Consider the following 26,563-nt stretch of genomic DNA (forward strand, 5'->3'; position numbering starts at 1 on the left):
ACCGCGAGCCCGCTGAAGGAGGAGACATGACAAACCACGACGGCCACCTGGTGGACACCCCGCACACCGGAATGCACGGTGGGGATGAGGTCCACGACGGACACCATGCGCATTCGGCCGCCTCGCCGATGGCCGGCCACCAGGGTCATGGAGGCCATGCCGGACACGGCGGCGATCATGCCGCGCAGTTCCGGAAACTGTTCTGGATCAACGTGATCCTGGCCGTACCGGTCGTCGGCTTCTCGAGCATGTTCGCGATGTTGCTCGGCTACGAGATCCCGGGCTTCCCGGGCGCCCGATGGGTCGCTCCCCTGCTGGGCACGGTGATGTACTTCTTCGGTGGACGGCCCTTCCTGACCGGTGCCCGCAGCGAGATGCGCTCCCGCAAGCCGGGAATGATGCTGCTGATCGGGTTGGCGATCACCGTGGCGTTCTTCGCATCATGGGGTGCGACGCTGGGCCTGTTGCACCACGAACTCGAGTTCTGGTGGGAACTGGCCCTGCTCATCGTCATCATGCTGCTCGGTCACTGGGTGGAGATGCGCTCCCTGGCCCAGACGACGTCGGCCCTGGACTCGCTGGCCGCCCTGCTTCCGGACGAAGCCGAGAAGATCGACGGTGACCAGACGGTCACCGTGTCGCCGGCCGATCTTCAGGTCGGCGACGTGGCGGTGGTCCGGCCGGGTGGCAGCATCCCGGCCGACGGCCGGATCGTGGACGGCCGCGCGGACATGGACGAGTCGATGGTCACCGGCGAGTCCCGGCCGGTCGCGCGCGGGGTCGGCGACGCCGTGACGGCCGGAACCGTGGCCACCGATTCCGGCCTGCGGGTCGAGATCACCGCCACCGGCGAGGACACCGCGCTGGCCGGGATCCAGCGGCTGGTGACCGACGCGCAGAACTCGTCATCGCGGGCCCAGCGCCTTGCCGACCGGGCGGCGGGTTGGCTGTTCTGGTTCGCGCTGGTCGCCGCGGCGATCACGGCTGCGGTATGGACGATCGCCGGAAACCCGGACGCATCGGTCATGCGGGCGATCACCGTGCTGGTCATCGCGTGCCCACACGCGCTGGGGTTGGCGATCCCGCTGGTCGTCTCGATCGCCACCGAACGGGCCGCGCGAGGCGGCGTGCTGATCAAGGACCGGCTCGCCCTGGAGAGCATGCGCACCGTCGATGCGGTGCTGTTCGACAAGACCGGCACCCTGACCCGTGGCGAACCCACCGTCACCGGGATCGATCCCGCCGGCGGCCTCGACCGTGACACGGTCCTCGCGCTGGCGGCGGCCGCCGAAACCGACAGTGAGCACCCGCTGGCGCGTGCAATCGTGCGCGCAGCCGACGAACGCGGACTCACCGTGCCGCACGCCGGTGGCTTTTCGTCCTCCCCGGCGGTCGGGGTGACCGCGACGGTCGACGGGCACGAAATCCGGGTCGGCGGCCCCCGTCTGCTGGACGAGGTCGGTGCCGCAGAGGTCGGCTCTGCCGCGGGTTGGCGCGGCGAGGGTGCGATCATCCTGCACGTCGTCCGTGACGGCGCAGTCATCGGTGGGCTGCGGCTGGCCGACGAGGTCCGCCCCGAATCCCGCGAAGCCGTCGATGCGCTGCACAGACTCGGCATCGAGGTCGTCATGATCACCGGCGACGCCGAGGCCGTGGCCCGCGCGGTCGGCGACGACCTCGGCATCGACCGCGTGTTCGCCGGGGTGCGACCGGAAGACAAGGCCTCGAAGGTATCGGCGCTGCAGCGCGAGGGAAAGAAGGTCGCCATGGTGGGCGACGGCGTCAACGACGCCCCCGCACTGGCACAGGCCGACGTCGGCATCGCGATCGGCGCCGGTACCGACGTCGCGATCGCCTCGGCCGGTGTCATCCTCGCCAGTTCGGACCCGCGCTCGGTGCTGTCGGTGATCGAACTCTCCCGCGCTGGCTACCGCAAGATGAAGCAAAACCTGTGGTGGGGCGCCGGTTACAACCTCGTCTCGGTGCCGCTGGCCGCCGGCGTTCTCGCGCCCGTGGGGTTTGTGCTGCCGATGTCGGTCGGAGCGATATTGATGTCGCTGTCGACGATCGTGGTGGCGCTCAACGCACAACTGCTGCGGCGCCTGGACCTGCGCCCCGAGGCCAGTACCCACGCGGTTCTCGATCGCTAGCACCGTGTGGTTACTCAGTGGCCGTGGTCGAACAGCACCAGGGTGTGGGCCAGCGACCCGTCGACGAAGTAGGCGCGGCAATCGAAGTGGTCCTGCATCGTCGAACCGATTTCGTTGGGGGCGTTGACCACACCGGAGACGTTGAGCACGGTGATGCGTGAGGTGTCGACGCCTTTGAGCGGCTCCTCGAGGGTCAGCGCGAAGAGGTCCTTGCCGTCGGCTTCCAGGTCGCTGGTCTCGGTGCGGACATCCGAGAGACGCGCGGTCTCGGGCGCCACCAACCGACTGAGGACGTCGGACTGGCAGCGGTCCTGAGCCGATTCTTCGGCAGAGGGTGCGGAGTCGCCGCGGTCGTCCGACCGCAGCACGCCAGTCGCGAAGACACCGGCGATGAGGGCCGCACCTGCCACGATCGCCGCGGCGATCAACAGCAGCCGGCCTCGACCGTCGGTTCGGTCACCGTGGCTGCCCATGGCCTCCCTGCCTGCTGCGAGGTGTGAACCGGTTCCTGCCTCCGACGATAGGCAGCGTGCCGCCAACCGCTCCCGCGTCTTGCGTAAATCTTGACGAAACCAACACCCAACCCGACGCGGGTGGCGGGCATGGTGGAGTCATGGCCCTCCAGCCCCTTGTGGTGAGTCCTGTGGCACGGTGCGGCCTTCTGCCGGCTGTCCCCGGGGGTCACCACATGGCGGCCGGGATCATGACCGCCCTCGACTACGCCGGCACAGCAGGTCCGCAAGGAAGGAGATATCCGTGATGTTCTGGTACGACCACGACATGAGCGGATGGGGGTACGCAGGCATGGCTGTCGGGATGGTGCTGTTCTGGACTCTCGTCATCGTCGGCATCATCGCGCTGGTCCGCTTCACCATCGGTGGCCCCCCGCCACGTTCCGTGCCGCAGCACCCGCCGTACGACATAACACCCGAGCAGGTGCTGGCAGCCAGGTTCGCCCGGGGCGAGATCGACGAAGCGGAATACCAACAGCGACTGGGTATCCTGCGCACGAACCGCGCTGGTTGAGCCGGGCGCAGTTTCGTCGGGGTGGGGTCGGCCATATCGGGGTGATTCTTCGAAGAGCTGGTTCGGGCGGCGCGGTGCATCAGTAGCGGTATCGCGCTTTCAGGATCTTGACTTCGCCGTCGTCCGCCCGGTAGACGAGTCGATGTTCATCGTCGATCCGCCGGGACCAGTATCCCGACAGCTCACCCTTGAGCGGCTCCGGCTTTCCGATCCCGGCGAACGGGTCGCGCTGAATCTCGGCAATGAGCCGGGTGATCCGGCGGGCCATCTTGCGGTCAGAGGACAACCAGAAAAGGAAGTCTTCCCAGGCGCCGGGATCGAAGCTGATGCTTCTCACTCGTGTCCGGCCATCTCCTGGAGCTCGTCGATGGTCTTCGTGTGCGGTTCCGGTCCGGACTCGCCCGATTTGTCTCTGGCGACCGCCTCCATGAGCCGCCGCGCGTTTTCCGGCGAACGCAGGAGGTAGACCGTTTCCTGCCACGAGTCGTAGTCGTCTGCCGACATCAGCACCGCGTCTCCGGCCTTCGATGTGATGCGTACCGGTTCGTGGTCGGCGTTGACTTTCTCCAGGAGCGGGAAGAGCCGCTGACGCGCTTCGCTGGCACTGATCGCCATCTCGACCTCTTTCGTACGATCTTTCCGTACGACTATGGTACGGCAAGGCCGTACGACTCTCGGTCTGGGTCGGCACAGCTACTCGCCGGCGCCGCCCGTCAGGTCCATCGTGTAACACACCGCGGTGCCGTCCAGCACGACCGTGCCGTCGTCGCGGGTGACGGTGGTCTTGAGGGTCGTGATCGGTTTGTCGGTCCGGGCGGCGAGCACCTCCACCCGTCCGGTGATGGTGTCGCCGGGGCGCACCGGCGCCTTGAAATCCCATCGGGTGCTCAGGAACACCGTTCCGGGACCCGGCAGTCGTTCGGCCACCACGGCATTGAGGATCGCGCTGGTGACACCGCCCTGGACCACGATCTCACCGAATCGGGACGCCTTGGCGGCGGCCTCGTCGTAGTGCAGGGGGTTGCGGTCGCCGCTGATCATCGTGAACAGCGCGATGTCGTCGTCGCCGACGGTTCGGGACAGCTCAGCGGTCTGCCCGACAACCGGCGTGACCCGCGCTGGGGAATGAGTGGTCATGGGTTCTCTCCTTCTGTGCGGTGGTGGATGGTGCGAGACGGGGAAGTGCTGCCATCGCCACGGCGCCGATCAGCGGCCCGGGCGCGAGCACCAGAAAGGCGTATCGCCATCCGATGTGGCCGGCGACGAGCGGGACGAGCTGGATGGTGGCGATGGTGAGAAGGAAGCCGACCGCCGTCTGGGCGGTCAGCGCGGTGCCGACGAACCTGGTGTCCGCGCGCTCGCTCAGCGACGTCGAGAACACCCCGGAGTCGGCGATCACCGACGCACCCCAGACGAACAGGAACAGCACCAGGACGACGGTCGGTGCGGTGAAGAACAACGGGGACGCGATGCAGCAGGATGCGCTGACCACCAGCGCGGTCACCGCGGCGGGGCGGCGACCGAGCCGGTCGGACGCCCAACCGCCGAGCAGGGATCCGGCCAGGCCGGCGATCCCGATCGCACCGAACGCGATGACGCCGGTCGACCACGCGGCGTCGACAGCGCGGGCCTGCCTGCCGGCCACGATGAACAGCGCGAGCCAGGTCCACAGGGCGTACAGCTCCCACATGTGGCCGAGGTAGCCGATGTTGGTCAGCCGGACCCCGCGGTCGGCGAACATGGTCACCGCGTACCGCGGGTTCCAGCGCACCGCGCCGCCGTCCAGGTGTGGCCCGGGCACGATGGCGCTCGAGGCGATCAAAGCCGCGGCCGTGGACAGCGCCGCCCCGGCGGCCAGCACCGTCCGCCAGGGCAGCGGCCCGAGGCCGTTGATCAGATGCGGAAGGGCGGAGCCGAGGGTCAGCGCCCCGATGAGGACGCCGAACGAGCGGCCACGATCGGCCGACCCGGACCACGAGGCCGTCAGCTTCATGCCCACCGGGTACACCGCGGCCAGCGAGGCCCCGGTCAGCAACCTCAGCGGGACCGCCGCAATCAGACCGTCGGCGCAGAACGCGAGCGCGGCGGTGCAGGCGGACGCGCCCACGCACCCGGCGGCCAGCAGGCGCTGGGGCCGGATGCGGTCGGCCAGGTTGAGCGCCGCGGAGCCGACCGCGCCGGCCGCGAACCCGATCTGCACCGATGCGGTCAGCCATCCGGCCGCGACCGGGCCCAGGCCCCATTCGGTGCGCAGGCCCGGAACCACGACGGTGGCCGAGAACCACACGGACAGGCCCAGAACCTGGATCAGCGCGATGAGGGAGCGTTGCCCGATTGCCGACGGCCGCATGGTGTCAACCGGCGAGAAGGGCGTGCTCATCGGGGGTGTCCAGGTGCAGCAGCGCGTCGACCTCGGGCCGCATCGCCTGGCTCAGCACCCGCAGGTGTCCGCGCAGCTCGGCGAGGCTCCACCGGTAGCCGGCGATGCGCTCGGTGATGTCGAACAGCTCCGTCGAGAGACGGTCCCGGGTGTTTTGGTAGCCCAGCAGGGCGTCGGCCTGCGATCGCCCACCGTGCGGTGCGTCGAGCACCGCTCTGGCCAGCAGCTCGGCGTCGCGCAGCGCGTCGGTGATGCCGTGCGCGGTGATGGGGTCCTTGTAGTAGGCGGCGTCGCCGACCAGCGCCCAGCCCGGGCCCGCGCACGCGCGGAGATGGCCCGGCGCCCCGGGGAACCCGCGAAGCGCACCGGCCGACGATGCCGCGGCGATCGAGCGGGCCACCCGCGGGGCCGCCTCGGCCAGCAGCAGCCGGAACGTCGACTCGAGGCCCCGCGACCGCAGGGTGTCGAACCGCGCGGCCGACGTGCCGGCCCAGACACAGGCCAGGCCGTCGCCCGTCGGGACCACACCCGCGGCGACGCCGGATCCGTAGGCCCACCGGTAGCGGTCCCGTCCGAGCCCGGGGAAGTAGCCGTAGACGATCCCGCCGGACGCCGCGCCACGGCGAAGGAACTGCGCGTCGACCGTCCGCGCCACCATCGAGCCCCGTCCGTCGGCACCGATGGTGAGGGTCGCGGTGGCACGGAACGGCGCGCCGGTGGATCGTACGATGCCCTCGACGCCGTACACCCTGCCGCGTTCGGTCAGCAGGTCCGTCACGATGGCCGGGCTGCGGATCTCGGCACCGGAAGCGCGGGCCGCGTCCTGCAGCAGTGTGTCGAGAACCGTTCGGCGCGGGGCGAACAGGGCGGAAACGCCGTCGGCGGACCGGATGTCGACGGTCTCGACGTCGTCGCCGTAGCCGAACTCGGTCGCGACGATGGCCGGGGTGCCGGACGCGGTGACGGTCTCGAGCAGGCCCCAGCGGTGCAGTTGCAGCACGCCGCCGCGCATCAGCGCATGGGTGGACAGCGTGTCGGTGCCGCGCCGGGTCGCCTCGATGACGAGGACCCGCAGCCCGCCGCGGGCCAGCAGCATCGCGGTCGCCGCTCCGGCGGCGCGTCCGCCGACGACGATTGCGTCGTAGTGGTCAGTCATCAGAGGCTCCTCGGGCCCCGGCGAGGAAACCCGCCAGGTGATCGCTCAGGTCGGCGGCGTCCTCGGCGGCGCCGTCGATGAGGGTGGAATTGCGGCGTCGCAGGAACGGCATGCCGATGAGGTACAGGCCCGGGCTGGCGGTTACGCCGCCGTCATGGTCGGCCCGGCCCTTCCGGTCGAATACCGGGGCATCGATCCACGACAGATCCGGTCGGAACCCGGTGGCCCACAGGATCGTCCGGATTCCTCCGGTGCGCAGGTCCAGCGTCAGCGGCACGGCCGCCGGAACCACCGTCGGCGCGTAGCGCTCCGGCGCCTCGATGCCGTCGATCCCCGTCTCGGCCGCCCACCGGTCGAAGGTGTCCAGCAGCCGGCCCAGCTTCAGGTCCGCCAGCGCGCACACGTTCGCCAGTGAGCCGGAGAACTGCGCGACACCATCGCGGATCCCGGCCAGCCGTCCGGCGAGTCGCACCCCGAGCCGGCTCAGCGCGTTGAGGTCGACGGTTCTGCCCTCGGGGGAACCGACCAGCTGCATCGACGGCAGGGCGCGCACCCGGATCGGATCGTCGACCGCGTCGTAGCGTTCGCCGAACAGTCCCGAGGCATCCATCCACCACAGCACGTCCTTGCCCCGGTAGGTGCGGGGCATGCGGACATGCTCGCCGACGGCCAGCGTGACGGGGCGCCCGGAGCGGTGCAGCTCCTCGGCGATCTGGATCCCGCTCGCCGATGCGCCGACGACCAGGACGCCGCCGTCGGGCACATCATCCGGGTTGCGGTACTGCGCCGGGGTCAGCGAGGTGATCCCGGCGGGCACGGCGCTGCGCAGCGGCGGAACGTGCGGAACCGCCGTCGCACCCGAGGCGGCGACGACCGTGCGGGCGTGCCAGGTGTCCTGGTCGGTGTGCACCAGGTAGCCGTGTTCGGTGGGCTGGACCGACAGCACCGCCGTGTTCTCCCGCACCGGAGCGGCGGACTCCTTCGCGTAGTCCGCGATGAACTGCGCGGTCTGAGCCGCGGTGAGGTAGCCGTCCGGGTCGTCGCCGCTGTAGGCGTAACCCGGCAGGCGGGTCATCCAGTTGGGTGTCAGCAGCCGCAGCGAGTCCCAGCGCTGCGTGCGCCACGAGTGCGCCACCTCGCCGCGTTCCAAGACCACGTGGTCGATGGACTTCTCGGCGAGGCGGCGACTCATCGCCAGCCCGCAGTGGCCGCCGCCCACCACGACGGTGGTTGTCGTGAGCACTTCGGGCCTCCGGTCTTTCAGGCGACGTCGACGGTGACGTCGGTGGGGTTGGTGAGGATGTCGAACACCGCCGAGCGCTTCTGGGACTGGGCCACCAGGGCCTTGATCTCGTCGTCGGTGGCGTCGGCGTCGATCGTGTAGGTCACCCGCACGCCGCTGAACCCGTTGCGGACGTCGGGGTCCGCACCGAGGATGCCGTGCAGATCGTGCTGCGCCTCGATGGTGGCGTGCACGGAACGCAGCTGGATGCCGCGATTCTGGGCGACCGAGGCGATGCCCGCGGTGAGGCAGCCGCCGAGGGCGACGAGCACGTACTCGACCGGGGTGGCGCCGTTGTCCTCGGCGGCGAACGCCAACGGATGGTCGACGTCGTAGTGGAACTCGGTCTTGTGCTTCTGCTCCTCGCCGAACCCGTGGAACGAGTCGACGCTGGCGCGGCTGTGGGTGCCGTTGACCCAGGAAACCGTTGTCCGCCATTGGAACTGGGCGATCTCCGGAGAATCGGGCAGGGCCGCGCGGACGCCGAGCAGGGCGTCGACGTTGACTCCGTTGTCGACCGGGGTGGTCAGTGTGGTCATGAGATGTTTCCTTTCTGTGGTGGCCGGATCGATCGGCGATTCGGCCGCGGGTTGAGGGTTTTCAGCTGTTGTTGTGTGGTCGGCCCGGCGGTCCCGCCGAACTGTTGATGACCTATTGGAAATGGTGGTTGTGGTAGCCCCCGTGCGGCATGAGGCATCTGCCTCAACTTCGTTGGGGCCCGGCCTGCTTCGGCGTACCGCCCGGACGTGGCTCGTCGGCGCTTCTGGTGACGCTCCTTCCTGCCGGGTTGCGCGGACCAGGTCCACGCTCGGCGATCGGGGCCTGAGCCACATCGGGAAGTGGTCCCCATATTGATCACCTGCCCGGTGACCCGATTGGCCGCTGCACCATGGGTGGTCGCCAAAGCAATCGCGCCGACGAACCCGTCCAGGTCGCCGATCACGGGGTCCGCGCGGTTCCGGGCGGTTTCTCCTGTTGGTGGTTTTGGCATCGGTGATGTCCTCGGCCGGTTCGGATGTGCTGGGCCCACCGTGGACCGGCGTTGTTGAGGCAATGTTGCAGTCCGCTGAAACGGCCGGTTCAGCGCCACTGCTGCGGGTTCTGCGGGCCATATATACGGTCGACCGTGAACGGGTGAGACACATCGGGAGAAGATCCCCATGTCGCGCGCCTCCGCGGTATTCCCCATACGCCGAACGGTAGGAATCGGGGGCCACCGGCGGCATCGGTGCTACCACCCAAATCGCTGGTCCGAACGTGTCGGCACGCACGTAGCATGTTTTTCGTGCGCCAGGAACTGCGGTTCTGTACCGCGACGGACGGCGTGCGGCTTGCGTACGCCACCAGCGGGCACGGTCCGGTGGTGGTCAAGGCCGGCCATTGGATGACCCACCTGGAGCGCGACTGGACGTCGCCGGTATGGCGCCACTGGGTGGAGTTTCTCAGCCGCGAGCACACGCTGGTGCGCTACGACGAGCGTGGCTGCGGCCTGTCCGACCGGGAGTGCCCAGCCCTGACGCTGGAGAACTGGGTCGGCGACCTGGAGGCGGTGGTGGCCGCGGCCGGCGTGGAGCGGTTCAGCCTGCTCGGTGCCAGCGGCGGTGGTCCGGTCGCGATCGCCTACGCGGCCCGGCATCCGGATCGGGTTTCCCAGCTGGTCCTTTACGGCACCTATGCGCGCGGCCGGGTCGCCCGCGATCCGACGCCGGAGACGCGGGAAGAAGCCCAGACATTCGTCGCCCTGACCCGGATGGGTTGGGGCAGGTCCAACCCGGCGTTCCGGCGGGTCTTCACGACGTTGTTCATACCGGGTGGGTCGGATGCCCAGATGGCGTGGTTCGACGAACTGCAACGGGCATCGAGTTCCGGCGAGCATGCGGCACGCTCCCGCGCGGTCCGCTACGCCGTGGACGTCCGCGACCTGGCGCGCAGCATCACGGTCCCGACGCTCGTGCTGCACGTGCGCGACGACGCGGTGGTCCCGTTCGACGAGGGGCGAAATCTCGCGGCGTTGATTCCCGGCGCGACGTTCGTCCCGCTGGACAGCGCCAACCACATCCTGCTCGACGACGAACCGGCCTGGGCGGACTTCTGCGCACAGCTGCGCGGGTTTCTGCCGGCAGGCCGGGCCACCCCGACGCTGCAAAGCGGCCTGCTCACCGACCGCGAGATCGAGGTCCTCCGGCTCGTCGCCGCGGGCATGGACAACGGCGCGATCGCAGCTGCCATGCACCTGAGTGTGCGAACCGTGGAACGGCACCTGTCGAACTGTTACGCGAAACTCGGCGTCGGCGGGAAATCGGCACGGGCAGCCGCTGCGGCCCGGCTCGCCACGCTGGAGTCGTAGCGCCGAGGTCGGGAATCACGGGGCGCCGGGTCGGAGTCGAGGGCCCAACGGCCCTACTACGCGGTCTCAGCGCCGGGATACTTTCGGCCCATGTCCACGACGGAGCGCCGCTCGACCCGGGTCCTTCGAACCTTCTGCCGCGTGATGCTGGCGCTGGCGGTCTATGAGGTGGTCCTGGTGTCGATCTTCCGCACCCGCTGGCGGCCCGGGGTCGACGCTGTGCGCCGCTTCAACCGGGCGGTGTTGAACCCTGCGATGCTGCACCTGGCCGGATCCGAGCATTGGTACGCGTCGGTCGTGCACCATGTGGGGCGGAGATCGGGGAGGGCCTATGCCACCCCGGTGTTGATCCATGCGGTCGGCGACCGTCTCTACATTCCGCTTCCCTACGGCACGGGTGTCGACTGGTGCGCCAATGTGCTCGCCGCAGAGGTGTGCACCGTCGAGCACAAGGGGCAGCGACTGACCGCCACCGCGCCGGTCATCGTGCCGACCGCCGAGGCACAGGTGTTTCTGTCGCCACGGCTGCGCCGGACGTTCAAGCTGTATCGCGTGGCGTCGTTCCTGCGCCTGGACGTGGCCGCAGACCGGACGGCGGTGACGTCGCAGACGCCACGCTGATCCACTCCCCGTGTCGGGGCCTCATCCGTCTGCGGTCCACACGTGGCGGAACTTGCCGCTGCGGGGGTGTCGTTGCAGCGGCGCCGTGCCGAGTTCGACCCGCACGTCGCCGAGCCCCTGGGACTCGAGGAATCCGCCCAGGGAGCGGGCGATGCGGTCCCACGCGGCGGCCCGGTCGCTGCCGGTCTTCGTGTCGAAGCGGACCTCGAGTGCGGACGGGCCGGTGCGGACGATCTGGCAGCGCGTGACGTCGGGAACGGCTTCCACGACGCCGGTCAACGCCAGGGGGAAGACCGCCGTCGGCCGCCCGGTGCCGAACCGAAAGTGAAGGACATCGCCTTGTCGGCCCTGCACCTCGATCACCGGAAAGGCGCTGCCGCACGAACAGGGTTGTGGGTGCATGGCGATGCTGTCGCCGAGGTCGTACCGGATCAGTGGTTGCAACCGATTGCCCAGGTGGGTCAGCAGGACCGTGGCCGAGGGCAGGCCGGGTGGGACGGGGTGACCGGCATCGTCGACCGGTTCGAGCAGGAACCAGTCCGTGTTCGCGTGCAGGTTGCCGTCGCGGCATTCGGTGGCCAACGGAATGGCTTCGGTCGCGCTGTACATCTCCCGTACCACGCACCGAAAAGCCTCGCGCAGTTGCGCCTTACCGGCGGCGGTGATCGGTTCGGCGGTGGGAACGATCATGGCTGGACTGATGGCGAGCCGGCCTTCCTGCTGTGCGCGTGCGAGTTCCCGAAGCACGGTCGAGTACCCGATGACGGCCGCCGGCCGGTAGTCGTTGAGATCGGCGACGAGGTCGTCGATGGGCCGGGTGGCCGAGAAGAATCGGATGCGGCCGCCGCCGGATCGAGACTCGCGGCGAAACAGTTCGACGCCGGATGCGCCGGCGAAATGACCACCGGCAACCGCAATCTCGGCGAATCTGCGGTTGTTTGCGATCAGCTGTCGCATCGTCGCGACGTGGAACAGGGCGGGGGTGGTCCAGCGGTCGGGCACGGTGTGCACGAGCATCAGGGAGAAATCGTCCTGGACGAACACGCCCGGTTCTCCGGTGGTTCCCGAGGTCGTCCACACCGGATACCGCCCCAGGTAGCGGCGGCCGATGTTGGCCCGATCGGCGAGGAACGCGTCGACACCGGACCTGGTGATCGCGGGGTCGGTGACGACGTCGTCGAACTGCTCCATCAGCTGTGGCTTGGTCACCGTGGGAAGCACGCCGAGGGATGCGGGCGTATCCGGTAGCCCGGCGTGGTGACGCCGGTAGAAACCCGACCGGCGTCTTGCAAAGGCCACCAGATCCGCCAGCCGACGTTGTTGCCGCGCGCGGATTGCGTCGGCGTCTGCCCACTTGGCGCGCCAGATGTCCAGCTCCGCCTTCAGCATCGCCGTCCGGGTCATAGCCCCTTCATGATGATCGCGTTCTCCCGGTGCTCAACGTCCCGGTGGTCGGTCGCCCCATTCTGAGGCGCTCAGCTCAGCGCGACTCCCGGTTCACCTGCGAAACCCCGGATCGGCGCCGGGGGTTCGGCGATATTGCATTCCCCAACGACGGCAGTGGCTGATCCGCGGGTCCTCGGGCGGCGGCTATGACTCCAGCCAGGTCCACGCCTCGTCGGCGTCGGAGAAATAGCGCGCCTGTCGGGCATAGAACGGTTGGGCGAGCCGGGTCAGCCACTTCTCCCATTCGTGGTTGCCGACGATGGCCATCCGTTCGATGGCGTTGTGGTGTTCCTTGCCGAAGCGGAAGTCCGCGCCCCAGGCCTCCGCCTTCTCCCAATGGAAATCGGTCAGGTCCAGCAGTACCCGGATCGATCCCTTCTCCTCGATGGCCGCTCGAACGGGGGGTTCGAGGATGTCGTAGTCCTCGCGTGTGACGTCCCCGCTCACCTGGAACCCGAGAATGCTGTCGTGGCTGCGCTCCATCTTATCGATCACATCGACCTCCGTTGGTCTGGCTTGGTCTGTCCGAGTCTTGTCCTGATGCGCGCAGAGGACAAGGACCCCACCGGGTGCTGCTAGGAGGCCGGCACCCACGGGTCGGTGGCGATCAGGTGCGTGCTCTGCAGTGCCGCCTCCCGATGGATGTGGGCGTCCGACAGGTACTTCGGGTTGGTTGCCATGGCGACGAACGCCGCGCGGGACGGATAACGGACGACGACGATGGCGTCCCAGAACGGCCGGTCGATGTCGCCGGCCACGACGTGGCTGGCGTCGCCGGCGTACAGGATGGTGGCTCCGACGGCGGCCAGGAAGGGCTGCACCTCCTTGGCGTAACGCTGATAGCTGTCCTGCCCGTTCTCCTGGAACTGCAGCAGGTTGATCATCACCACGGGCCCGTCGTTGTCGGCCGCACCCGCCAGCAGCGCGGCCAGCTGGGTCCCGTTCGGTTCGATAGCGGACATGGTCAGGCCTCCCATGAGGTCAGGTCGCGAGGGGCGATGCCGTTGGCGGCGCAGTACTGCGTGTAGCGCTCGATGGAGGTCTTGTGGTTCTCCTGCCAGAGGATCTTCTTGTCCTCGTCGAGGAACAGGAGTTCACCGACGAGGAAGAAGAACACCTCGGTGTCTTCCAGACTGTGCGGCGTGTGCGACGAGCCGGCCACCTCGTAGACGGTGTCGCCCGCGCGGGAGGTCCAGTTGTTCTCCTTGTAGCGCCACGCCCCGCGCACGGTGTGTCCGACCACGATGCCGGTGTGGTAGTGCGGCGGAAGTTCCAGGCCGGCAGGGAATTTCATCGAGACGACGACCTCGGCCCGCACGGGGTCGACCTTCCAGTACTTCAGGAAAACCTGGTCGGTCAGCGGCGTGAACGGAATCCACGGGTTGTCGGCGCCATTGATGTAGTTGACGTCGAGTTCTTGCAGGGTCTGCTGCATTGCACTCCTCCTTCGGTGAGCTGATCGCCGCCGCGCGGCGGGTCGAGTACCGAAATTAGGAGAGCCACCCGGATGTCCGCTCGGTCCGTCGTGACAACGTCGGCCGACCCGGTTGTGCCCGCGTCACAGTTCGTCGGGTTCGGGGTGTGCCATCCCGGGGAGGGTGGGCAACAGCGCCAGCGCGACCGACAGCTCGAGGGTGTCGGTGTCGATGCCGCGGCCCAGGATCGTCTCGGCCTGGTTCACCCGGTAGCTGACGGTGTTGGGGTGGACGGTCAGGCGCCGTGCGGCGCGGGTAGGACTGCGGTTCTCCGCCAGGTAGACCGCCAGCGTCGTGGCCACCCGGTAGGTGTCCTCGTCGTCGGCCGCCAGGGGTCCCAGCACGCGGGTGACGAAGGACCGGGCGTGCTCCCGATCCGCGCTGGCCAGCGCGGCGACCGCGACGCTGCGATAGCGGGTGACCGCGGCCGCGCGGCTCCCGGTCAGGGATGCGACCCGCCGGGCGTGCGCGGCCTCCAGATAGGTCCGGCGGAAACCCTTGAGGCCCTGGCCCGGCTCTCCCAGCGCCACCCGGACGCCGGCGTGCGGATCCCCGACGCTCACCCGGGCCAACGCCTCGGGCGGACAGGGACCCCGGCGACTCAGCCATCCGAGCACCCCCAGCGTCCCCGACGGATGGACCAGCGTGCTGTCCGCCGCGGTGTCGTGCGCGATGCCGGCGATGACGCCGCCCAGCAGCGTCTGGGGGTCGGTCTCGTCGGGCGCCCGGTCCAGCCAGGCGATGACCGCGACGTGCGTGCGGGCGACGTCGTAGCGCAGGCGCTTCGACGCGCGCTGGGTGTCGCGTTCGCGCTGGGCGACGATGTCGTCTATCGCGGCCGCCCGTGCGGCCGCCGTCCCGCGCAGCCAGGCCTCCCGCTCGAGTTCATAGGTCTGTTCGGCGCGCATCTGTGCCCCGTCGACATAGCCGAATATCCAGCCGGTGGCCAATTCCAGCGCCTTGGCCTGCTGCGCGGCGTCGTCGGCGGCTGCGGTGATCCGGGTGAACAGCCATGTCCACACCAGCTCCTGGGCCAGCCGGTAGAACCGCATCAGATCCGGCAGCAGGGCCTGCCGCTGAACGGCCGCCCGAGCGATGGCCTGCGTCGACGGCGGCAGCGCGGTCTGGCGCGGATCCCCGCCGATCTCGATGAGCTCGGCGAGTTGTTGCAGGCTGGCGTCGGTACTGACCAGAGCCTCTTTGCGGGACGGCTCATCGGGGAACAGATGCGGCAATTCGGCCTGCATCCGCTCGACCGCCCGCTCGGCAAGGTTCGCCGCACTCGCGCGCAACTCGGCGGCGATGGGCACCAGCACCGCCTGCCAGGCCCGCTGTGCCGCGGGTTCCCGGAGGGGCGACCATTGGGGGTCCATGGCCGGAATTTAGTCCGATTGTGGCGGCGTCACAATGATCGTGATCAACGTTGGCGTTCGTGCACGAGCCCGGTGACGCGGCCCGGACGTAGCTTGCCTGGCATGTTCAACTCACGATCACGCATCCAGACCGCCGACCTCGCAGGCCGAGTGGTCGCCATCACCGGCGCGGGCAGCGGCATCGGCCGCGAACTGGCGCTGCTGTGTGCCCGCCGCGGCGCCGACCTGGCGCTGTGCGACATCAACGAGTCCGCCGTGGACGACACCGCCGGCGCCGCCCGCCGGTTCGGCGCCGACGTGATCACCCACCGGGTGGACGTCTCGGACCCCGATCAGGTCGCGGCCTTCGCCGACGCCGCGTTCGCGCACTTCACCGGGGTCGACATCCTGGTCAACAACGCCGGTGTGGGGCTCATCGGCGGCTTCCTGGACACCAGCCACAAGGACTGGGACTGGTTGGTGTCGATCAACCTGATGGGTGTCGTGCACGGCTGCGACGCCTTCCTGCCGCGGATGATCGAGTCCGGCCGGGGCGGGCATGTCGTCAACCTGTCCTCGGCCGCCGGCCTGCTGGCCAATCCGCAGCTGTCGGCCTACAGCGCAACCAAGTTCGCGGTGCTGGGTCTGTCCGAGGCGCTGCGCATCGAGCTCGAACCCCACCGCATCGGTGTCACCGCGGTGTGTCCCGGGGTGATCAACACCGCCATCACCAAGACCAGTCCGATCCGCGGGTCCGGTGACGCCGACGGCCGGCGACAGCGTCTCGCGGCGACCTACCAGAAGCGCGGCTACACCCCGGAGCGGGTGGCCCGCAACATCCTGCGCGCGATCGACCGCAATCGCGCGGTGGCGCCCGTCGCCGCCGAGGCCCACGTGATGTACGTGCTGTCGCGCCTCGCGCCGCCGTTGGCCCGCCGGATCGCCGCCCAGCTCGCCAAGGTCGCCGAGTGACCGCGGTGGGTGCCGACCCGCCCCCCGCGCTCGACGGGGTCACCCACCGGTTCGTCGACATCGGGGACGGTGTCACGATCCACGTCGCCGAGGCCGGGCCGGCCGACGGCCGACCGGTGCTGCTGGTGCACGGGTTCCCCCAGCATTGGTGGGAGTGGCGCCATCTCATCGGTCCGCTGGCCGCCGACGGCTATCGCGTGCTGTGCCCCGACCTGCGGGGTGCCGGATGGAGTTCTGCACCCAAAGCCGAGTACCGCAAGACCGTGATGGCCGACGACCTGGCGGCGGTGCTCGACCGGCTGGGCGTGGGTCCGGCCACCCTGGTGGCCCATGACTGGGGTGGGCCGGTGGCGTTCATCATGATGCTGCGCCACCCCGCGAAGGTCGCCGGCTTCTTCGGGATGAACACCATCGCGCCGTGGCTGACACCGGATCTCGCGATGGCCCGGCACCTGTGGCGGTTCTGGTACCAGATCCCGATCGCGCTACCGATCGGGGGACCGCGGCTCATCGGCGACCGGAGGCGGCGATTCCTGCGCCGACTGGCCTCCTGGGTGGGCGGCGACTGGTCCCTGTCGGAGGAGGAACTGCAGGCCTATGCCGAACGGTTCCGCCGGCGTGACCGCGCCGCAGCCTGCTCGCGGTGGTACCGGACGTTCCTCGCCCGCGAGTTCGTGCCGTGGCTTCGCGGAGAGTACGCCGACGCCCGGGTCGGCGTGCCGGTCCGGTGGTTGCACGGAACGGCGGACCCGGTCCTGACGCCGACCCTGTTGCGCGGATACGCCGATCGAATCGACGACTTCCAGGTGGAATGGGTCGACGGCGTCGGGCACTGGATCGCCGAGCAGCGACCCGCCCTCGTGCTGGACCGGCTGCGTGATTTCCTGACCACGACCGGTCACGCCGTTGGCCGCCGCCGGACGGCCGGCGCCGGGGGCGAGCTAGCGGCCGCGTCCGGGTAGACCGACGTGGCCCGGGTTGACGACGCTGTTGATGTTCGGCACGTGGATGTCCGGGGCGACGTTGGGCACCACGTTGATGTCCGGGATGCCGTAGTCGACGTTGACGTGGATGTTGTCGGCGCTGATCGTGGGGGGCGTCGACGGACTCGCGATGACGGCGGTGAAGACCGCTGCCGCGGCCGGAGCCGTGGCGAGGGCCGCCGCGAGGTAGATGCGCTTGTTCGGCATGACAGTCGTCCTTCCGATGAGTCGAACTGGAGCGGGCCTATTGGCAGCGGGTCCGGAAGTCGACCAACGGCTGCCGGATGTTCTGCAGATCGGTCCGCACCTGCGGGTTGGCGTTGAGGTAGTCCTCCGTGCTGGCGCGTACCGCTTGCTCGTCCAGGCCCTTGAGGCCGGTGAAGAACCCGTTGACATCGGGATGGGTGAACAGGTAATCCGCCGTGGCGTTGGACACGCCGGATGCGGCACGGGCCAGATCTGCGGCAGTGCAGTCCAGCGGCCCGTCCGCCGCGGCGATCGCCGTGCCGGCGAACAGCATTGCACCGCTGACCGCACCGGTGGCGATCACGCGGCATGCAGCGGCAATTGGAAGCGACATGGCATCCTCCTCGTCGGATGACCCCCCTGGGCCGACGGTTCCGTATGGTTCACAGCCACCCTAACCGAAACCGGTGGGGGTATTCACGGGATTGTGGTATGCAACCGTTGTTCAGTGCACGCCGACCCCGGCGTCGAGAATTGCCAGTTCTTCGCGCATTTCGTCGGCGAGCCGCCAGACGTCGGGCAGCAGCTCCCGGTCGGCGGTCAGCCCGAAGTCGAGGCGGTTCTGGTAGCTGAGCAGCGTGATGCTCAGCCCGACGCCGTCGAGCAGGACGTTGACCGGATGCTGTGAGACGACCCTCGCGCCGGCACAGTACAGCGGGTGCGGCGATCCCGGGATGTTCGAGATCGTGACGTTGAACGGCGGCTTGATCCAGCCTGCACCGGTGGTCATCGAGATCACCCGGGCGGTGCGGGCCAACAGGGCCGGCGGCACGGTGTGGTTGGCGGCGGTGAGCAGCTTGGCCGGAATCGCGCGATGGCGGTCTTTGGCGGCGTGCATCACCTGATGTGCCTGCTCGAGCCGCCGCAGCGGATCCGGTTCATCCGTCGGGATCGGCACGATCATCGACGAGATCTGGTTGCCATAGTCTTGATTGCCCGAGTCCTGATCGCCGGTGCGCACCGACACCGGCACCATCGCGACAAGCGGTGTGGCGACATCGTCGCCGCGCGCCATCATCCGGCGTCTCAGCGCTCCGGCGCACAGCGCCACGACGACGTCGTTGACCGTGGCTCCGGGCACGGTGTCTTTGATCGACTTGATCGTCGCGAGCGGCAACGATCCGAACGCGAACCGGCGCTGAGCCGAGATCCTGCCTCCGAACGAGACTTTCGGTGCTGCCGCATGCGGATGCTCGAGGCTGCGCCCGTCTTTGTTGCGGGTGGCGATGCGTTCGGCGCGGTCGGCCGCCCGCGCGATCACGCCGGCGCCGGGCAGGTTGCGCATGGTCGGAAGCTGGTCGATGTGCCGCAGCATGGTGGGCACGCTTCGCGCGATGCGCACCGACTGCACGGGCAGGGTGGCGATGGCGCGGGTCAGCAGCTCCACGTCCGATGGCGCGGCGCCCAGCGACCGTGGCGCGGCGGCCGGAAGTTCGGGGGTGTCGGCGGGTTCCGGGGTCGGGTCGAGCAGCGCGCCGAGCAGCTCCATCCCGGACACCCCGTCGACGATGCTGTGGTGCACCTTGGTGACCAGCGCGATGCGGTCGTCGGCCAGCCCGTGGATGACGTGCAGTTCCCACAGCGACCTGGCGCGGTCCAGCGGGCGGGACACGATGCGCGCCAACGTGTCTGCGAGCTGCTGGTCGGTGCCGGGCGCCGGCAGGGCGCTCTCCCAGATGTGTGAATCCAGATCGAAGGCCTCGTCGTCGACCAAGACCGGATAGTCGAGGCCGAATGGCACCTCCTTGACCCGCCAGCGGAACGGGGGCATCCGGTCGATCCGGTCGGCAAGCAGTTCGCGGATGCGTCTACCGTCGACTTTGGCCCCGGCGGCGGTGGTGGCCTCGATGATGGTCAACTGGCACACATGGGAGTGGATCCGGCCGTCCTCCATCGCGAGGAACTGGGCGTCAACGCTGCTGAGGCGTCTCATGATGGGCCGCTTTCGCTCTCGTGCAGGGCGTGCATGAAGACCTGAAGCTCCTTGTCGAAGGCATCGGCGAGACCGGGCAGGTCGGCGACGAGGTCGCGGTCGCCGACCAGGCCGATCTCGAGGCGGTCGACATAGCTGAAGACCGTCACGTTCAGGCCCAGGCTGTCGCTGATCGTGGACACCGGGTAGTGCTCGTGAATCTGCCGGCCCGCGCAGTACAGCGGCGCCCGCGGTCCCGGCACGTTGGAGATGACGAGGTTGGCGGCGGGCGACAACGCATCGCTGGCTGCGACGCCGGTCATCGCGCGCACCGCCCGATCGAACAGGATCGGCGGGATGAGGTCGTTGGCGTCGCGCATCAGTGACGGCGGCACCGCCTGGTGCCGTTCCTTGGCGGCGCGCAGTTCCGTACGGCACCGGCGCAGCCGGCCCACCGGATCGGGCTCGTCGGTGGGCAGCACGGCCAGCATGGTGCCGACCCGGTTTCCGTAGGTTCCCAGCTCCGCTTGCGCCCGCACCGACACCGGAACCGCCGCCACCAGGGGCAGATCCGGCAGCTGGTCTTGATCGGTGAGCCAGCGACGCAGCGCACCGGCGGTCAGCGCGACCACGACGTCGTTGATGGTGGCGTCGAAGTGGTTCTTGATCGCCTTGACGTCGTCGAGGGCCACGCTGGTCAGCGCGACCCGCCGGTGTGGGGTGATCTTCCCGTTGAAGGCCAGCTTCGGCGCTTTGGGCAGCGATTTGTCGAGCACCACCCGCCGGCCGGTGCCGGGCGAGGAGATCCGCCGGAAGACACGGCCCGCTGCGCCGACCGCCGGGATCGACCTCAAGGTGGCGACCTGATCGAGGTGGGTCAGCGCGCGGCCCGCCGCTTTGACGGTCTGCACCTGGCGCGCCGGCACTCCCGCGATGGCGCGCGCCAGCAGTGCGAGTTGCCCCGGCTCCTTCTCCCGCCGGTAGCTGGGCATCGGTACCGAGGCGCGCCCCTCGGCGGTCGGGTCGAACAGGATGTCGAGCACCTCACCGCCCGAAAGCCCGTCGACCGCCGCGTGATGAAGCTTGGTCAACAGCGCGACCCGGCCGTCCTGCAGGCCGTGGATCAGATAGACCTCCCACAGGGGCCGGGAACGATCCATCGGGTGGGCGGACAGCCGGGCCACCAGCGTTTCCAGCGCGCCCCGGTCACCCGGGCTGACCACCGCGGTTTCCCGCACGTGGAAGTCGAGGTCGACGTCGCCACCGCGATCGACCCACCACGGGTGGCCGACCCCCAACGGAACGTCGGCCAGGCACCAGCGCAGCGGCGGGAGCAGGTGCAGACGCTCCGCGAAGAGCTCCTGAATATCTTTGCGGGTCAACGGTTTTCCGTCGGCATCGCAGCGATCCAGGATGGCCAGGCTGGACACGTTGGCGGTGGTCCGGCCGTCCTCGGCGGCGAGGAACATGCTGTCGAGACTGGTGAGGGCACGCATAATCGAGGGCTTTCTGGGTTGGTAGGGCGCTCAGCGCGCCGGGCCGGCAGGCCGCTCAGCGCGTGGGATCGACGATGATCTTCGCGTCGTGCGGGTTGGTGCTCAATCGATCGAACGCATCGGCCACGCCGTCGAGGCCGACCGTTCCGGTCAACAACGGGGCGACGTCGAAATCGCCCGCCGCCAGGTGCGTGAAGGTCTGCGCGAACTGCTCCGGCGAGTAGTACAGCGAGAACCGGATGTCGAGTTCCTTGAGGATGCACTGCCCCGGCTCGATGGTGTCGGAGCCCATGTTGATACCGGCCACGACGATGCGCGAGCCCGGCGGGACGCCGGCGATCATCTGCTGGATCAAACCGGGCACCCCGACGCACTCGAACGCGACGGTGGGCCGGATCGGCAGCTGGCCGAGCACCGCGTTCGGCGGGGCCATCGTCGCCGGGTCGCTCGTCGCGGCGGCGGCGTACAGGGCCTCGTACGGCGAACTCTGCTTCGGATCCACGACGACGTCGGCGCCGAGCCGCCGGGCCAGTTCGCGGCGCTCGGCCGAGAAGTCCGCCGCGACGATCGGTCCGATGCCCTTCATCCTCAGCACCGCGATGACCGCCAGACCGATCGGCCCGCAGCCCACGACCAGCGGGACGGCGTGGGCGTCGGCCTCGGCGCGGACGACCGTGCGGTAGGCCACCGCAAGCGGTTCGGTCAGCGCGGCCACGTCGGTGGCGACGTGGTCGGGTACCTCGATCAGCAGTGGCTCGGAGAGCACCATCCGCTCGCTGTACGCGCCCGGCGCGTCGGGGCCGGCGAACCCGAGCATCACCTGCTGCTCACGCAGCAGGATCGGCATCGAGACCACCCGGGCCCCGACCGGGATCCGCTGTTGGGTGTCGGGCCCGTAGGCCGCGACGCGGCCGACGAACTCGTGACCGAACACGACCGGGCGGCCGAGGTCCATCAGCTCGATCCCGGCGGCGCCCCTCGTCGCCGCGTTGAACTCCGGGGCGTGGGCCGCGCAGTGCAGGTCGGTGCCGCAGATGCCGCAGGCGAGGACGTCGACGAGGACCTCGCCCGAGCCGGGAACCGGCTCGGGCACGTCGGCCACCCGTAGTTTCGAGTCCTGCATCAGGACGGCGCGCATCACGCCTCCACGTGGGCGGGGCCGGCGGCGCCACCGCTGATGTAGGTGACGGTCCCCACCTTCTGCTCGGCAGCGAGGATGCCGGTCAGGTGGGCGATCAGGGCCGCGTCGAGAATCGAGTGGAACTGGCCGTCGTCGGTGAAGTTGACGTTGGCGCCGCTCACCCGGAACAGCACGGTGGTGTCCTCGGTGTTGGTGTCCGGGCAGACCAGGGTGTGCACCGACGAGCCGGGCTCGTACAGGTAGGAACCGGCGGTCTGGGGCTGCTCGGGGTACTCGTAGTAGTGCCAGCTGCCGCTGATGGTCCAGGCGTCCACCGAGCCGGTGTGGTAGTGCAGCGGGATCCGCGCACCGGGCGCGAAGGTGGCCAGCACCACCCACTCGCCGTTCTCCAGATCCAGGCGCAGCGGCTTGAAGTGAACACCTTCCCCGAGGGCGTTGCGGATCAGCGGGTTGTCGTTGGCGTTGACGGTCAGCAGCTCGCCCTGGGGCAGGGCCACCATCGGCAGCAGGGCGCCGGTGGACGTGGTGGCGGGAGCGGGAGCGGTTGCGAGGGTCATTGTGTGATTCCTTTCCGTGAACTCTTGGGCTGTGATTCCCACCATGCCCGCCGAGACCCCCGTTGGTCTTGACAGCAGAGAACAACTGTTTGACAGTAGGGGACATGTCTGTGATCCGGGGCACGTCCCTGACCGGATTTCCGGCGTTGGTGACCGAACTCGGGGCCGATCCGGACGCGCTGCTCTCCCGGGCCGGGATCCATCGGGCGGACATCGGCCGCTTCGACGCTTTCCTGACCTACCTGGCGTTCATCAACGTGGTCGAATCCGCGGCCGCCGCCACGCGCAGCCCGTCCTTCGGCCGCCAACTCGGCCGGCGTCAGGGCATCGAGATCCTCGGCCCGGTCGGCGTCGCGGCGCGCACCGCCGGCTCGGTCGCCGACGCCTTGGGCATCTTCGAGCAGTACCTGGCCGCCTACAGCCCCGCGATCGCGGTGACCGTCCACCGGGAAGGCGGGACGGCCTTCGTGGAGTTCAAGGTCCTGCTCGAGCATCCACCGGCGCATCCACAGACCACCGAACTCTCGCTGGGGGTCATGCTGCGGGTGTTCCGCTTCCTCTTCGGCGCCGGCTACTCGCCGACCGCCGTCGATCTTTCGCACCCCCCGCTCACCCCACCCGAGGAGTACCGGGAGTTCTTCTCGTGCACGCCGAGATTCGGCTCCACCAGGGCGGGCTTCACGATTCCGGCCCGAGACCTGGACCGACCGCTGGCCCGCGACGAGATGGCGCACCGGGTGATGCTGGAGTACCTGGATTCCGTCATCGACCGGCGCCGCCCGACGATGGCCTCGTCGATCCGCGAACTCATCCGCCAGCTGTTGCCGGCCGGAGCCGCGACCGTTCCGGTGGTCGCCGACCAGTTCCGGCTGCACCCCAAGGCGTTACGCCGGCGGCTGGTCGCGGAGGGGACGACCTTCAATGCCGTCGTCGACGACGTGCGCCGTGAACTGGCGGAACGCTATCTGCGCGACACCGACATGACGTTCTCCCACCTCGCCCGCGAACTGGGCTATGCGGAACAGAGCGTGCTCTCCCGGTCGTGCCGGCGCTGGTTCGGTGCCGGACCGGCCGCGCTGCGCAGCACCTGGCACGCCGAGGCGCGGCAGGTCTGACCGACCGCAACAGCGTCCTCTGCGGTCAAGCAATTGGCCTCTGCTGTCAATACACGCGAGGCCGGGCGCGGGCAGTGTGGTGACCTGCACCACACGACGAAAGGATCGCGCATGCTCGCCTCCGAGACCGACCGGCCCGCGCCGTCGCTGACCGGCCGCAAGATCTTCATCACCGGCGCCAACGGCTTCATCGGCCGCGCCGCCGCAGAACGCTTCCGTGCGCTGGGGGCCGAGGTGGTCGGCGTCGACTTCGTCGCCGATCCCGAACGCGGCGTGGTTGCCGGCGACATCACCGAGCCGCAGGTGTGGTCCGGTGCGCTCAAGGGTGTGGAGACCGTGATCCACACCGCTGCCCTGCTTGGTGCGGCGTACAGCCTGGAGCAGTCCTGGCACGTCAACGTTCTGGGCACCAGCAGGGTGCTGCGGGCGGCGATCGAGGCGGGTGTGCGCCGGTTCGTGCACTTCTCCTCGGTGATGGCCTACGGCTTCGAGTTCCCGGACGGTGTCGACGAAACCTACCCGGTGCGCGTCAACGGGGACGTCTATACCGACACCAAGGTCAACTCCGAGGCGGTGGTGTTGGCCGCGCACGCCGCCGGTGAGATCGACGTGACCGTGATCCGGCCGGGCGACGTGTGGGGTCCGGGATCGGTGTGGGTGCGCTCGCCGATCGCCGAGATGCGCAAGAAGACCGGGTTCCCGCTGCCCAACGGCGGCAACGGCGTCTTCTCTCCGGTGTACATCGACAACTTCGTCGACGGCCTCGTGCTGGCGGTGGCCTCCGAGGACGCGGTGGGGCAGGTGTTCAACATCAGCGACGGCGTGGGCGTGCGGTGCGGCGACTTCTTCGCCCGGTTGGCGGCGCTGTGCGGTGGCACCGTCCGCACCCTGCCGATCGGGGTGGCCGCGCCCGCCGCCGAGATTCTCGGGACGGTGCTGCGCCGGCTCGGTCAGAAGACCGACCTCGCGGCCGGCACCATGTGGCTGCTCAACCGCACCGGCACCTTCTCGATCGAGAAGGCCCAGAAGGTGCTCGGCTATCAGCCGCTGGTGTCGATCGACGAGGGCATGGTTCGGGTCGAGGAGTGGGCCCGCGCCGAGGGGCTCGTCTGATCCAGACGCGAGGGCGGCGATCAGCTCCGACCCGCCCCCGGGACGTTTGTCCTCTGGTGTCAAACAGGTGTTCCCTGTTGTCAATACGCGGCGCGATCCAGGTGGCACGCTCATGGCAGCGCCCGGGCGGGCCCGACCGCGGGCCGGTCCCCGCCGAGGAGAACTCGTCCGCCGACTGCGCGATCACCTGGGGCGCCCAGATCCGCGCCGCGCTGACTGGATCGGTGCCGGGCTGCGGGACTTGCGCGGTGCGCCGAGCCGCGCATCCGCCTGAACACTGCAGGGAGTGAATGGATGAACCTCGCCGACAACCTGAACGCGACGGCGCAGCGGCATCCCGATCGCGTCGCCGTCAAGATGGACGACGCCGAGCTGAGCTACACCGAACTGGCCGCGCTGGCGGCCCGGACCGCAACCTGGCTGCGCGAGTTGGGAGTTCAGCCCGGCGACCGGGTAGGCGTGGCGATGCCCAACGTTCCGCTCATGCCTGCGCTGTACTACGGCATTCTGTGGGCCGGAGCAGTTGTCGTCCCGATGAACCCGCTCTACAAGGCCCGCGAGTTCGCCCACGTGCTGTCCGACTGCGGGGCCGAGGTGTTCTTCGCCTGGCACGAGGTCGCCGAGCAGGCCGGCAAGGGCGCGGCCCACGCCGGCGCCGGCTACATCGAGGTGGACCCCGCCACGTTCGTCGGGGACCTGATGGCCCGTCCGCCCATCGAGATGGCCGACACCGATCCGCAGGACACCGCGGTGATCCTGTACACGTCCGGGACGACCGGGGCCCCCAAGGGGGCCGAGCTCACCCATACGAACATGGTGGCCAATGCCCTGATCTGCGCCGGCGCGGGCCTGATGGGCCTGTCGGGCGGAGACGTGGTGTTCGGCGGTCTGCCACTGTTCCACGTGTTCGGGCAGACCGCGATGCTCAACGCGTCGGTCCTCACCGGAGCGACCCTGACGTTGCTGCCCCGCTTCGATGCGGCCAGGGCGCTCGAGATCATCGAGCGTGACGGGGTGACCCACATGGGCGGGGTGCCGACGATGTATGCCGCGCTGTCCCAATTCCCCGGACAAGCGGACCACGACACGTCGAGCCTGCGGCGCTGCGTCTCCGGTGGCGCCGCGCTGCCGGTGGAGGTGCTCGCGTCGTTCGAGAAGGCCTACGATGCCCTACTTCTCGAAGGCTATGGGCTGTCGGAGACCTCACCGGTGGCGGCCTTCAACCACATTCACCGGGAGCGCAGACCCGGCTCGGTCGGCCAGCCCGTCAAAGGCGTGCGGATGAAGCTCATCGACGCCGACTGGAACGAGGTCCCCGACGGTGCCGACGGCGAGATCGCCATCAAGGGCCACAACGTGATGAAGGGATACTTCGGCAATCCGGAGGCCACCGCGGCAGCGGTGCGGGACGGCTGGTTCCGCAGCGGCGACATCGGCCGGCGTGACGCCGACGGCTACTACTACATCGTCGACCGGGCCAAGGACATGATCATCCGCGGCGGCTACAACGTGTACCCGCGCGAGATCGAAGAGGTCCTCTACACCCATCCCGCCGTTGCGGGCGCAGCGGTGATCGGTGTGCCACACGATCACCTCGGTGAGGAGGTGGCCGCGGTGATCACGCTCGAGCCCGGGAGGACCGCGACGGTCGACGAGGTCATCGGATTCGTCAAGGAGCGGGTCGCCGCCTACAAGTACCCCCGCATCGTGCGGATCGCGGATGCACTGCCGCTCGGTCCGACCGGCAAGATCCTCAAGCGGGAGATCACGCTCGACTGAACACCGGCGCCGCA

The 26,563-nt window shown here is 69.2% G+C and carries 28 protein-coding genes; 9 read left to right on the top strand and 19 right to left on the bottom strand.

Annotated elements, in window-relative coordinates; all coding sequences use genetic code 11:
- The first annotated feature begins 128 nt into the window (after positions 1-128).
- A complete protein-coding gene (locus JDV09_RS17755) occupies positions 129-2,150 on the top strand; it encodes a heavy metal translocating P-type ATPase (protein ID WP_255605553.1) in 2,022 nt (673 codons plus the stop codon).
- 14 nt (positions 2,151-2,164) lie between these two features.
- On the opposite strand, the gene JDV09_RS17760 is transcribed toward JDV09_RS17755, so the two are convergent.
- Positions 2,165-2,623, bottom strand: coding sequence for a hypothetical protein (locus JDV09_RS17760; RefSeq protein WP_221370455.1), 459 nt, complete (start codon positions 2,621-2,623; stop codon positions 2,165-2,167).
- Between the two features lie 283 nt (positions 2,624-2,906).
- Here JDV09_RS17760 and JDV09_RS17765 point away from each other — a divergent pair, with 283 nt between their 5' ends.
- The gene (locus JDV09_RS17765; protein ID WP_221370456.1) at positions 2,907-3,176 is read left to right on the top strand and encodes an SHOCT domain-containing protein; all 270 of its coding nucleotides are present in this window, start codon (positions 2,907-2,909) and stop codon (positions 3,174-3,176) included.
- Positions 3,177-3,255: 79 nt separating this feature from the next.
- Here the strand turns inward: JDV09_RS17765 and JDV09_RS17770 are convergent, their stop codons facing one another.
- The 7 genes from JDV09_RS17770 to JDV09_RS17800 all read right to left on the bottom strand — a co-directional run bounded on the left by JDV09_RS17770 (position 3,256) and on the right by JDV09_RS17800 (position 8,533).
- Positions 3,256-3,513, bottom strand: a complete 258-nt coding sequence (locus JDV09_RS17770) for a Txe/YoeB family addiction module toxin (protein WP_221370457.1) — start codon at positions 3,511-3,513, stop codon at positions 3,256-3,258.
- Positions 3,510-3,791, bottom strand: coding sequence for a type II toxin-antitoxin system Phd/YefM family antitoxin (locus JDV09_RS17775; protein WP_221370458.1), 282 nt, complete (start codon positions 3,789-3,791; stop codon positions 3,510-3,512). Before JDV09_RS17775 ends, JDV09_RS17770 begins: the two co-directional genes overlap by 4 nt.
- A gap of 78 nt (positions 3,792-3,869) precedes the next feature.
- Positions 3,870-4,313, bottom strand: a complete 444-nt coding sequence (locus JDV09_RS17780; RefSeq protein WP_221370459.1) for a MaoC family dehydratase — start codon at positions 4,311-4,313, stop codon at positions 3,870-3,872.
- Positions 4,261-5,556, bottom strand: a complete 1,296-nt coding sequence (locus JDV09_RS17785) for an MFS transporter (protein WP_255605543.1) — start codon at positions 5,554-5,556, stop codon at positions 4,261-4,263. Before JDV09_RS17785 ends, JDV09_RS17780 begins: the two co-directional genes overlap by 53 nt.
- Positions 5,531-6,712, bottom strand: a complete 1,182-nt coding sequence (locus JDV09_RS17790; protein ID WP_221370460.1) for an NAD(P)/FAD-dependent oxidoreductase — start codon at positions 6,710-6,712, stop codon at positions 5,531-5,533. The genes JDV09_RS17785 and JDV09_RS17790 overlap by 26 nt, the downstream gene beginning before the upstream one ends.
- Positions 6,705-7,955, bottom strand: a complete 1,251-nt coding sequence (locus JDV09_RS17795; RefSeq protein ID WP_221370461.1) for an NAD(P)-binding domain-containing protein — start codon at positions 7,953-7,955, stop codon at positions 6,705-6,707. Before JDV09_RS17795 ends, JDV09_RS17790 begins: the two co-directional genes overlap by 8 nt.
- A 17-nt stretch (positions 7,956-7,972) precedes the next feature.
- A complete protein-coding gene (locus JDV09_RS17800) occupies positions 7,973-8,533 on the bottom strand; it encodes an OsmC family protein (protein WP_221370462.1) in 561 nt (186 codons plus the stop codon).
- A gap of 746 nt (positions 8,534-9,279) precedes the next feature.
- Between JDV09_RS17800 and JDV09_RS17805 the strand changes: the two genes are divergently transcribed.
- Together JDV09_RS17805 and JDV09_RS17810 are read left to right on the top strand one after the other, a co-directional pair.
- Complete coding sequence (locus JDV09_RS17805) at positions 9,280-10,341, top strand: alpha/beta fold hydrolase (protein WP_308124158.1); 1,062 nt, start codon at positions 9,280-9,282, stop codon at positions 10,339-10,341.
- Positions 10,342-10,431: 90 nt separating this feature from the next.
- Positions 10,432-10,962 (top strand): PNPOx family protein, encoded by a 531-nt coding sequence (locus tag JDV09_RS17810; protein WP_372452952.1) that lies wholly within the window; start codon positions 10,432-10,434, stop codon positions 10,960-10,962.
- A 21-nt stretch (positions 10,963-10,983) separates the two neighbouring features.
- Here the strand turns inward: JDV09_RS17810 and JDV09_RS17815 are convergent, their stop codons facing one another.
- From JDV09_RS17815 to JDV09_RS17835, 5 genes are all read right to left on the bottom strand, one after another.
- Positions 10,984-12,366: a phenylacetate--CoA ligase family protein gene (locus tag JDV09_RS17815; RefSeq protein WP_221370464.1), complete on the bottom strand. Its 1,383-nt coding sequence runs from the start codon at positions 12,364-12,366 to the stop codon at positions 10,984-10,986.
- 186 nt (positions 12,367-12,552) lie between these two features.
- Positions 12,553-12,903 (bottom strand): SpoIIAA family protein, encoded by a 351-nt coding sequence (locus JDV09_RS17820; protein WP_221370465.1) that lies wholly within the window; start codon positions 12,901-12,903, stop codon positions 12,553-12,555.
- 80 nt (positions 12,904-12,983) lie between these two features.
- Positions 12,984-13,370, bottom strand: coding sequence for a DUF1330 domain-containing protein (locus tag JDV09_RS17825; protein ID WP_221370466.1), 387 nt, complete (start codon positions 13,368-13,370; stop codon positions 12,984-12,986).
- 2 nt (positions 13,371-13,372) lie between these two features.
- Positions 13,373-13,843 carry a 2,4'-dihydroxyacetophenone dioxygenase family protein gene (locus JDV09_RS17830; RefSeq protein WP_221370467.1) on the bottom strand — a complete coding sequence of 157 codons (471 nt, stop codon included), beginning with the start codon at positions 13,841-13,843 and terminating at the stop codon, positions 13,373-13,375.
- Between the two features lie 123 nt (positions 13,844-13,966).
- Positions 13,967-15,256 (bottom strand): PucR family transcriptional regulator, encoded by a 1,290-nt coding sequence (locus JDV09_RS17835; protein ID WP_221370468.1) that lies wholly within the window; start codon positions 15,254-15,256, stop codon positions 13,967-13,969.
- Positions 15,257-15,358: 102 nt separating this feature from the next.
- On the opposite strand from JDV09_RS17835, the gene JDV09_RS17840 reads away from it, so the two are divergent.
- Entirely contained in the window at positions 15,359-16,207 is an 849-nt protein-coding gene (locus JDV09_RS17840) for an SDR family NAD(P)-dependent oxidoreductase (protein ID WP_221370469.1), read from the top strand.
- 5 nt (positions 16,208-16,212) lie between these two features.
- On the top strand, positions 16,213-17,169 hold the full coding sequence (locus JDV09_RS17845; protein WP_221370508.1) for an alpha/beta fold hydrolase: 957 nt from the start codon (positions 16,213-16,215) through the stop codon (positions 17,167-17,169).
- Here the strand turns inward: JDV09_RS17845 and JDV09_RS17850 are convergent.
- The 6 genes from JDV09_RS17850 to JDV09_RS17875 all read right to left on the bottom strand — a co-directional run bounded on the left by JDV09_RS17850 (position 17,149) and on the right by JDV09_RS17875 (position 22,542).
- Positions 17,149-17,397 carry a hypothetical protein gene (locus JDV09_RS17850; RefSeq protein ID WP_221370470.1) on the bottom strand — a complete coding sequence of 83 codons (249 nt, stop codon included), beginning with the start codon at positions 17,395-17,397 and terminating at the stop codon, positions 17,149-17,151. The two genes, JDV09_RS17845 and JDV09_RS17850, sit on opposite strands and share 21 nt — an antisense overlap.
- Before the next feature lie 37 nt (positions 17,398-17,434).
- Positions 17,435-17,770 carry a heme-binding protein gene (locus JDV09_RS17855; RefSeq protein ID WP_221370471.1) on the bottom strand — a complete coding sequence of 112 codons (336 nt, stop codon included), beginning with the start codon at positions 17,768-17,770 and terminating at the stop codon, positions 17,435-17,437.
- 111 nt (positions 17,771-17,881) lie between these two features.
- Positions 17,882-19,369 (bottom strand): WS/DGAT/MGAT family O-acyltransferase, encoded by a 1,488-nt coding sequence (locus tag JDV09_RS17860; protein ID WP_221370472.1) that lies wholly within the window; start codon positions 19,367-19,369, stop codon positions 17,882-17,884.
- Positions 19,366-20,844, bottom strand: coding sequence for a WS/DGAT/MGAT family O-acyltransferase (locus JDV09_RS17865; protein ID WP_221370473.1), 1,479 nt, complete (start codon positions 20,842-20,844; stop codon positions 19,366-19,368). Before JDV09_RS17865 ends, JDV09_RS17860 begins: the two co-directional genes overlap by 4 nt.
- A 55-nt stretch (positions 20,845-20,899) precedes the next feature.
- Positions 20,900-21,982, bottom strand: coding sequence for a zinc-binding dehydrogenase (locus JDV09_RS17870; RefSeq protein WP_221370474.1), 1,083 nt, complete (start codon positions 21,980-21,982; stop codon positions 20,900-20,902).
- Positions 21,982-22,542 (bottom strand): 2,4'-dihydroxyacetophenone dioxygenase family protein, encoded by a 561-nt coding sequence (locus tag JDV09_RS17875; RefSeq protein ID WP_221370475.1) that lies wholly within the window; start codon positions 22,540-22,542, stop codon positions 21,982-21,984. The genes JDV09_RS17870 and JDV09_RS17875 overlap by 1 nt, the downstream gene beginning before the upstream one ends.
- Positions 22,543-22,646: 104 nt before the next feature.
- On the opposite strand from JDV09_RS17875, the gene JDV09_RS17880 reads away from it, so the two are divergent.
- From JDV09_RS17880 to JDV09_RS17890, 3 genes are all read left to right on the top strand, one after another.
- Positions 22,647-23,657 (top strand): AraC family transcriptional regulator, encoded by a 1,011-nt coding sequence (locus JDV09_RS17880; RefSeq protein WP_221370476.1) that lies wholly within the window; start codon positions 22,647-22,649, stop codon positions 23,655-23,657.
- A gap of 111 nt (positions 23,658-23,768) precedes the next feature.
- Positions 23,769-24,770 (top strand): NAD-dependent epimerase/dehydratase family protein, encoded by a 1,002-nt coding sequence (locus tag JDV09_RS17885; protein ID WP_221370477.1) that lies wholly within the window; start codon positions 23,769-23,771, stop codon positions 24,768-24,770.
- Between the two features lie 294 nt (positions 24,771-25,064).
- Positions 25,065-26,549 carry a long-chain-fatty-acid--CoA ligase gene (locus JDV09_RS17890; RefSeq protein WP_221370478.1) on the top strand — a complete coding sequence of 495 codons (1,485 nt, stop codon included), beginning with the start codon at positions 25,065-25,067 and terminating at the stop codon, positions 26,547-26,549.
- Positions 26,550-26,563: the final 14 nt, after the last annotated feature.

Source organism: Mycolicibacterium xanthum, assembly GCF_019710635.1.
GTDB lineage: Bacteria > Actinomycetota > Actinomycetes > Mycobacteriales > Mycobacteriaceae > Mycobacterium > Mycobacterium xanthum.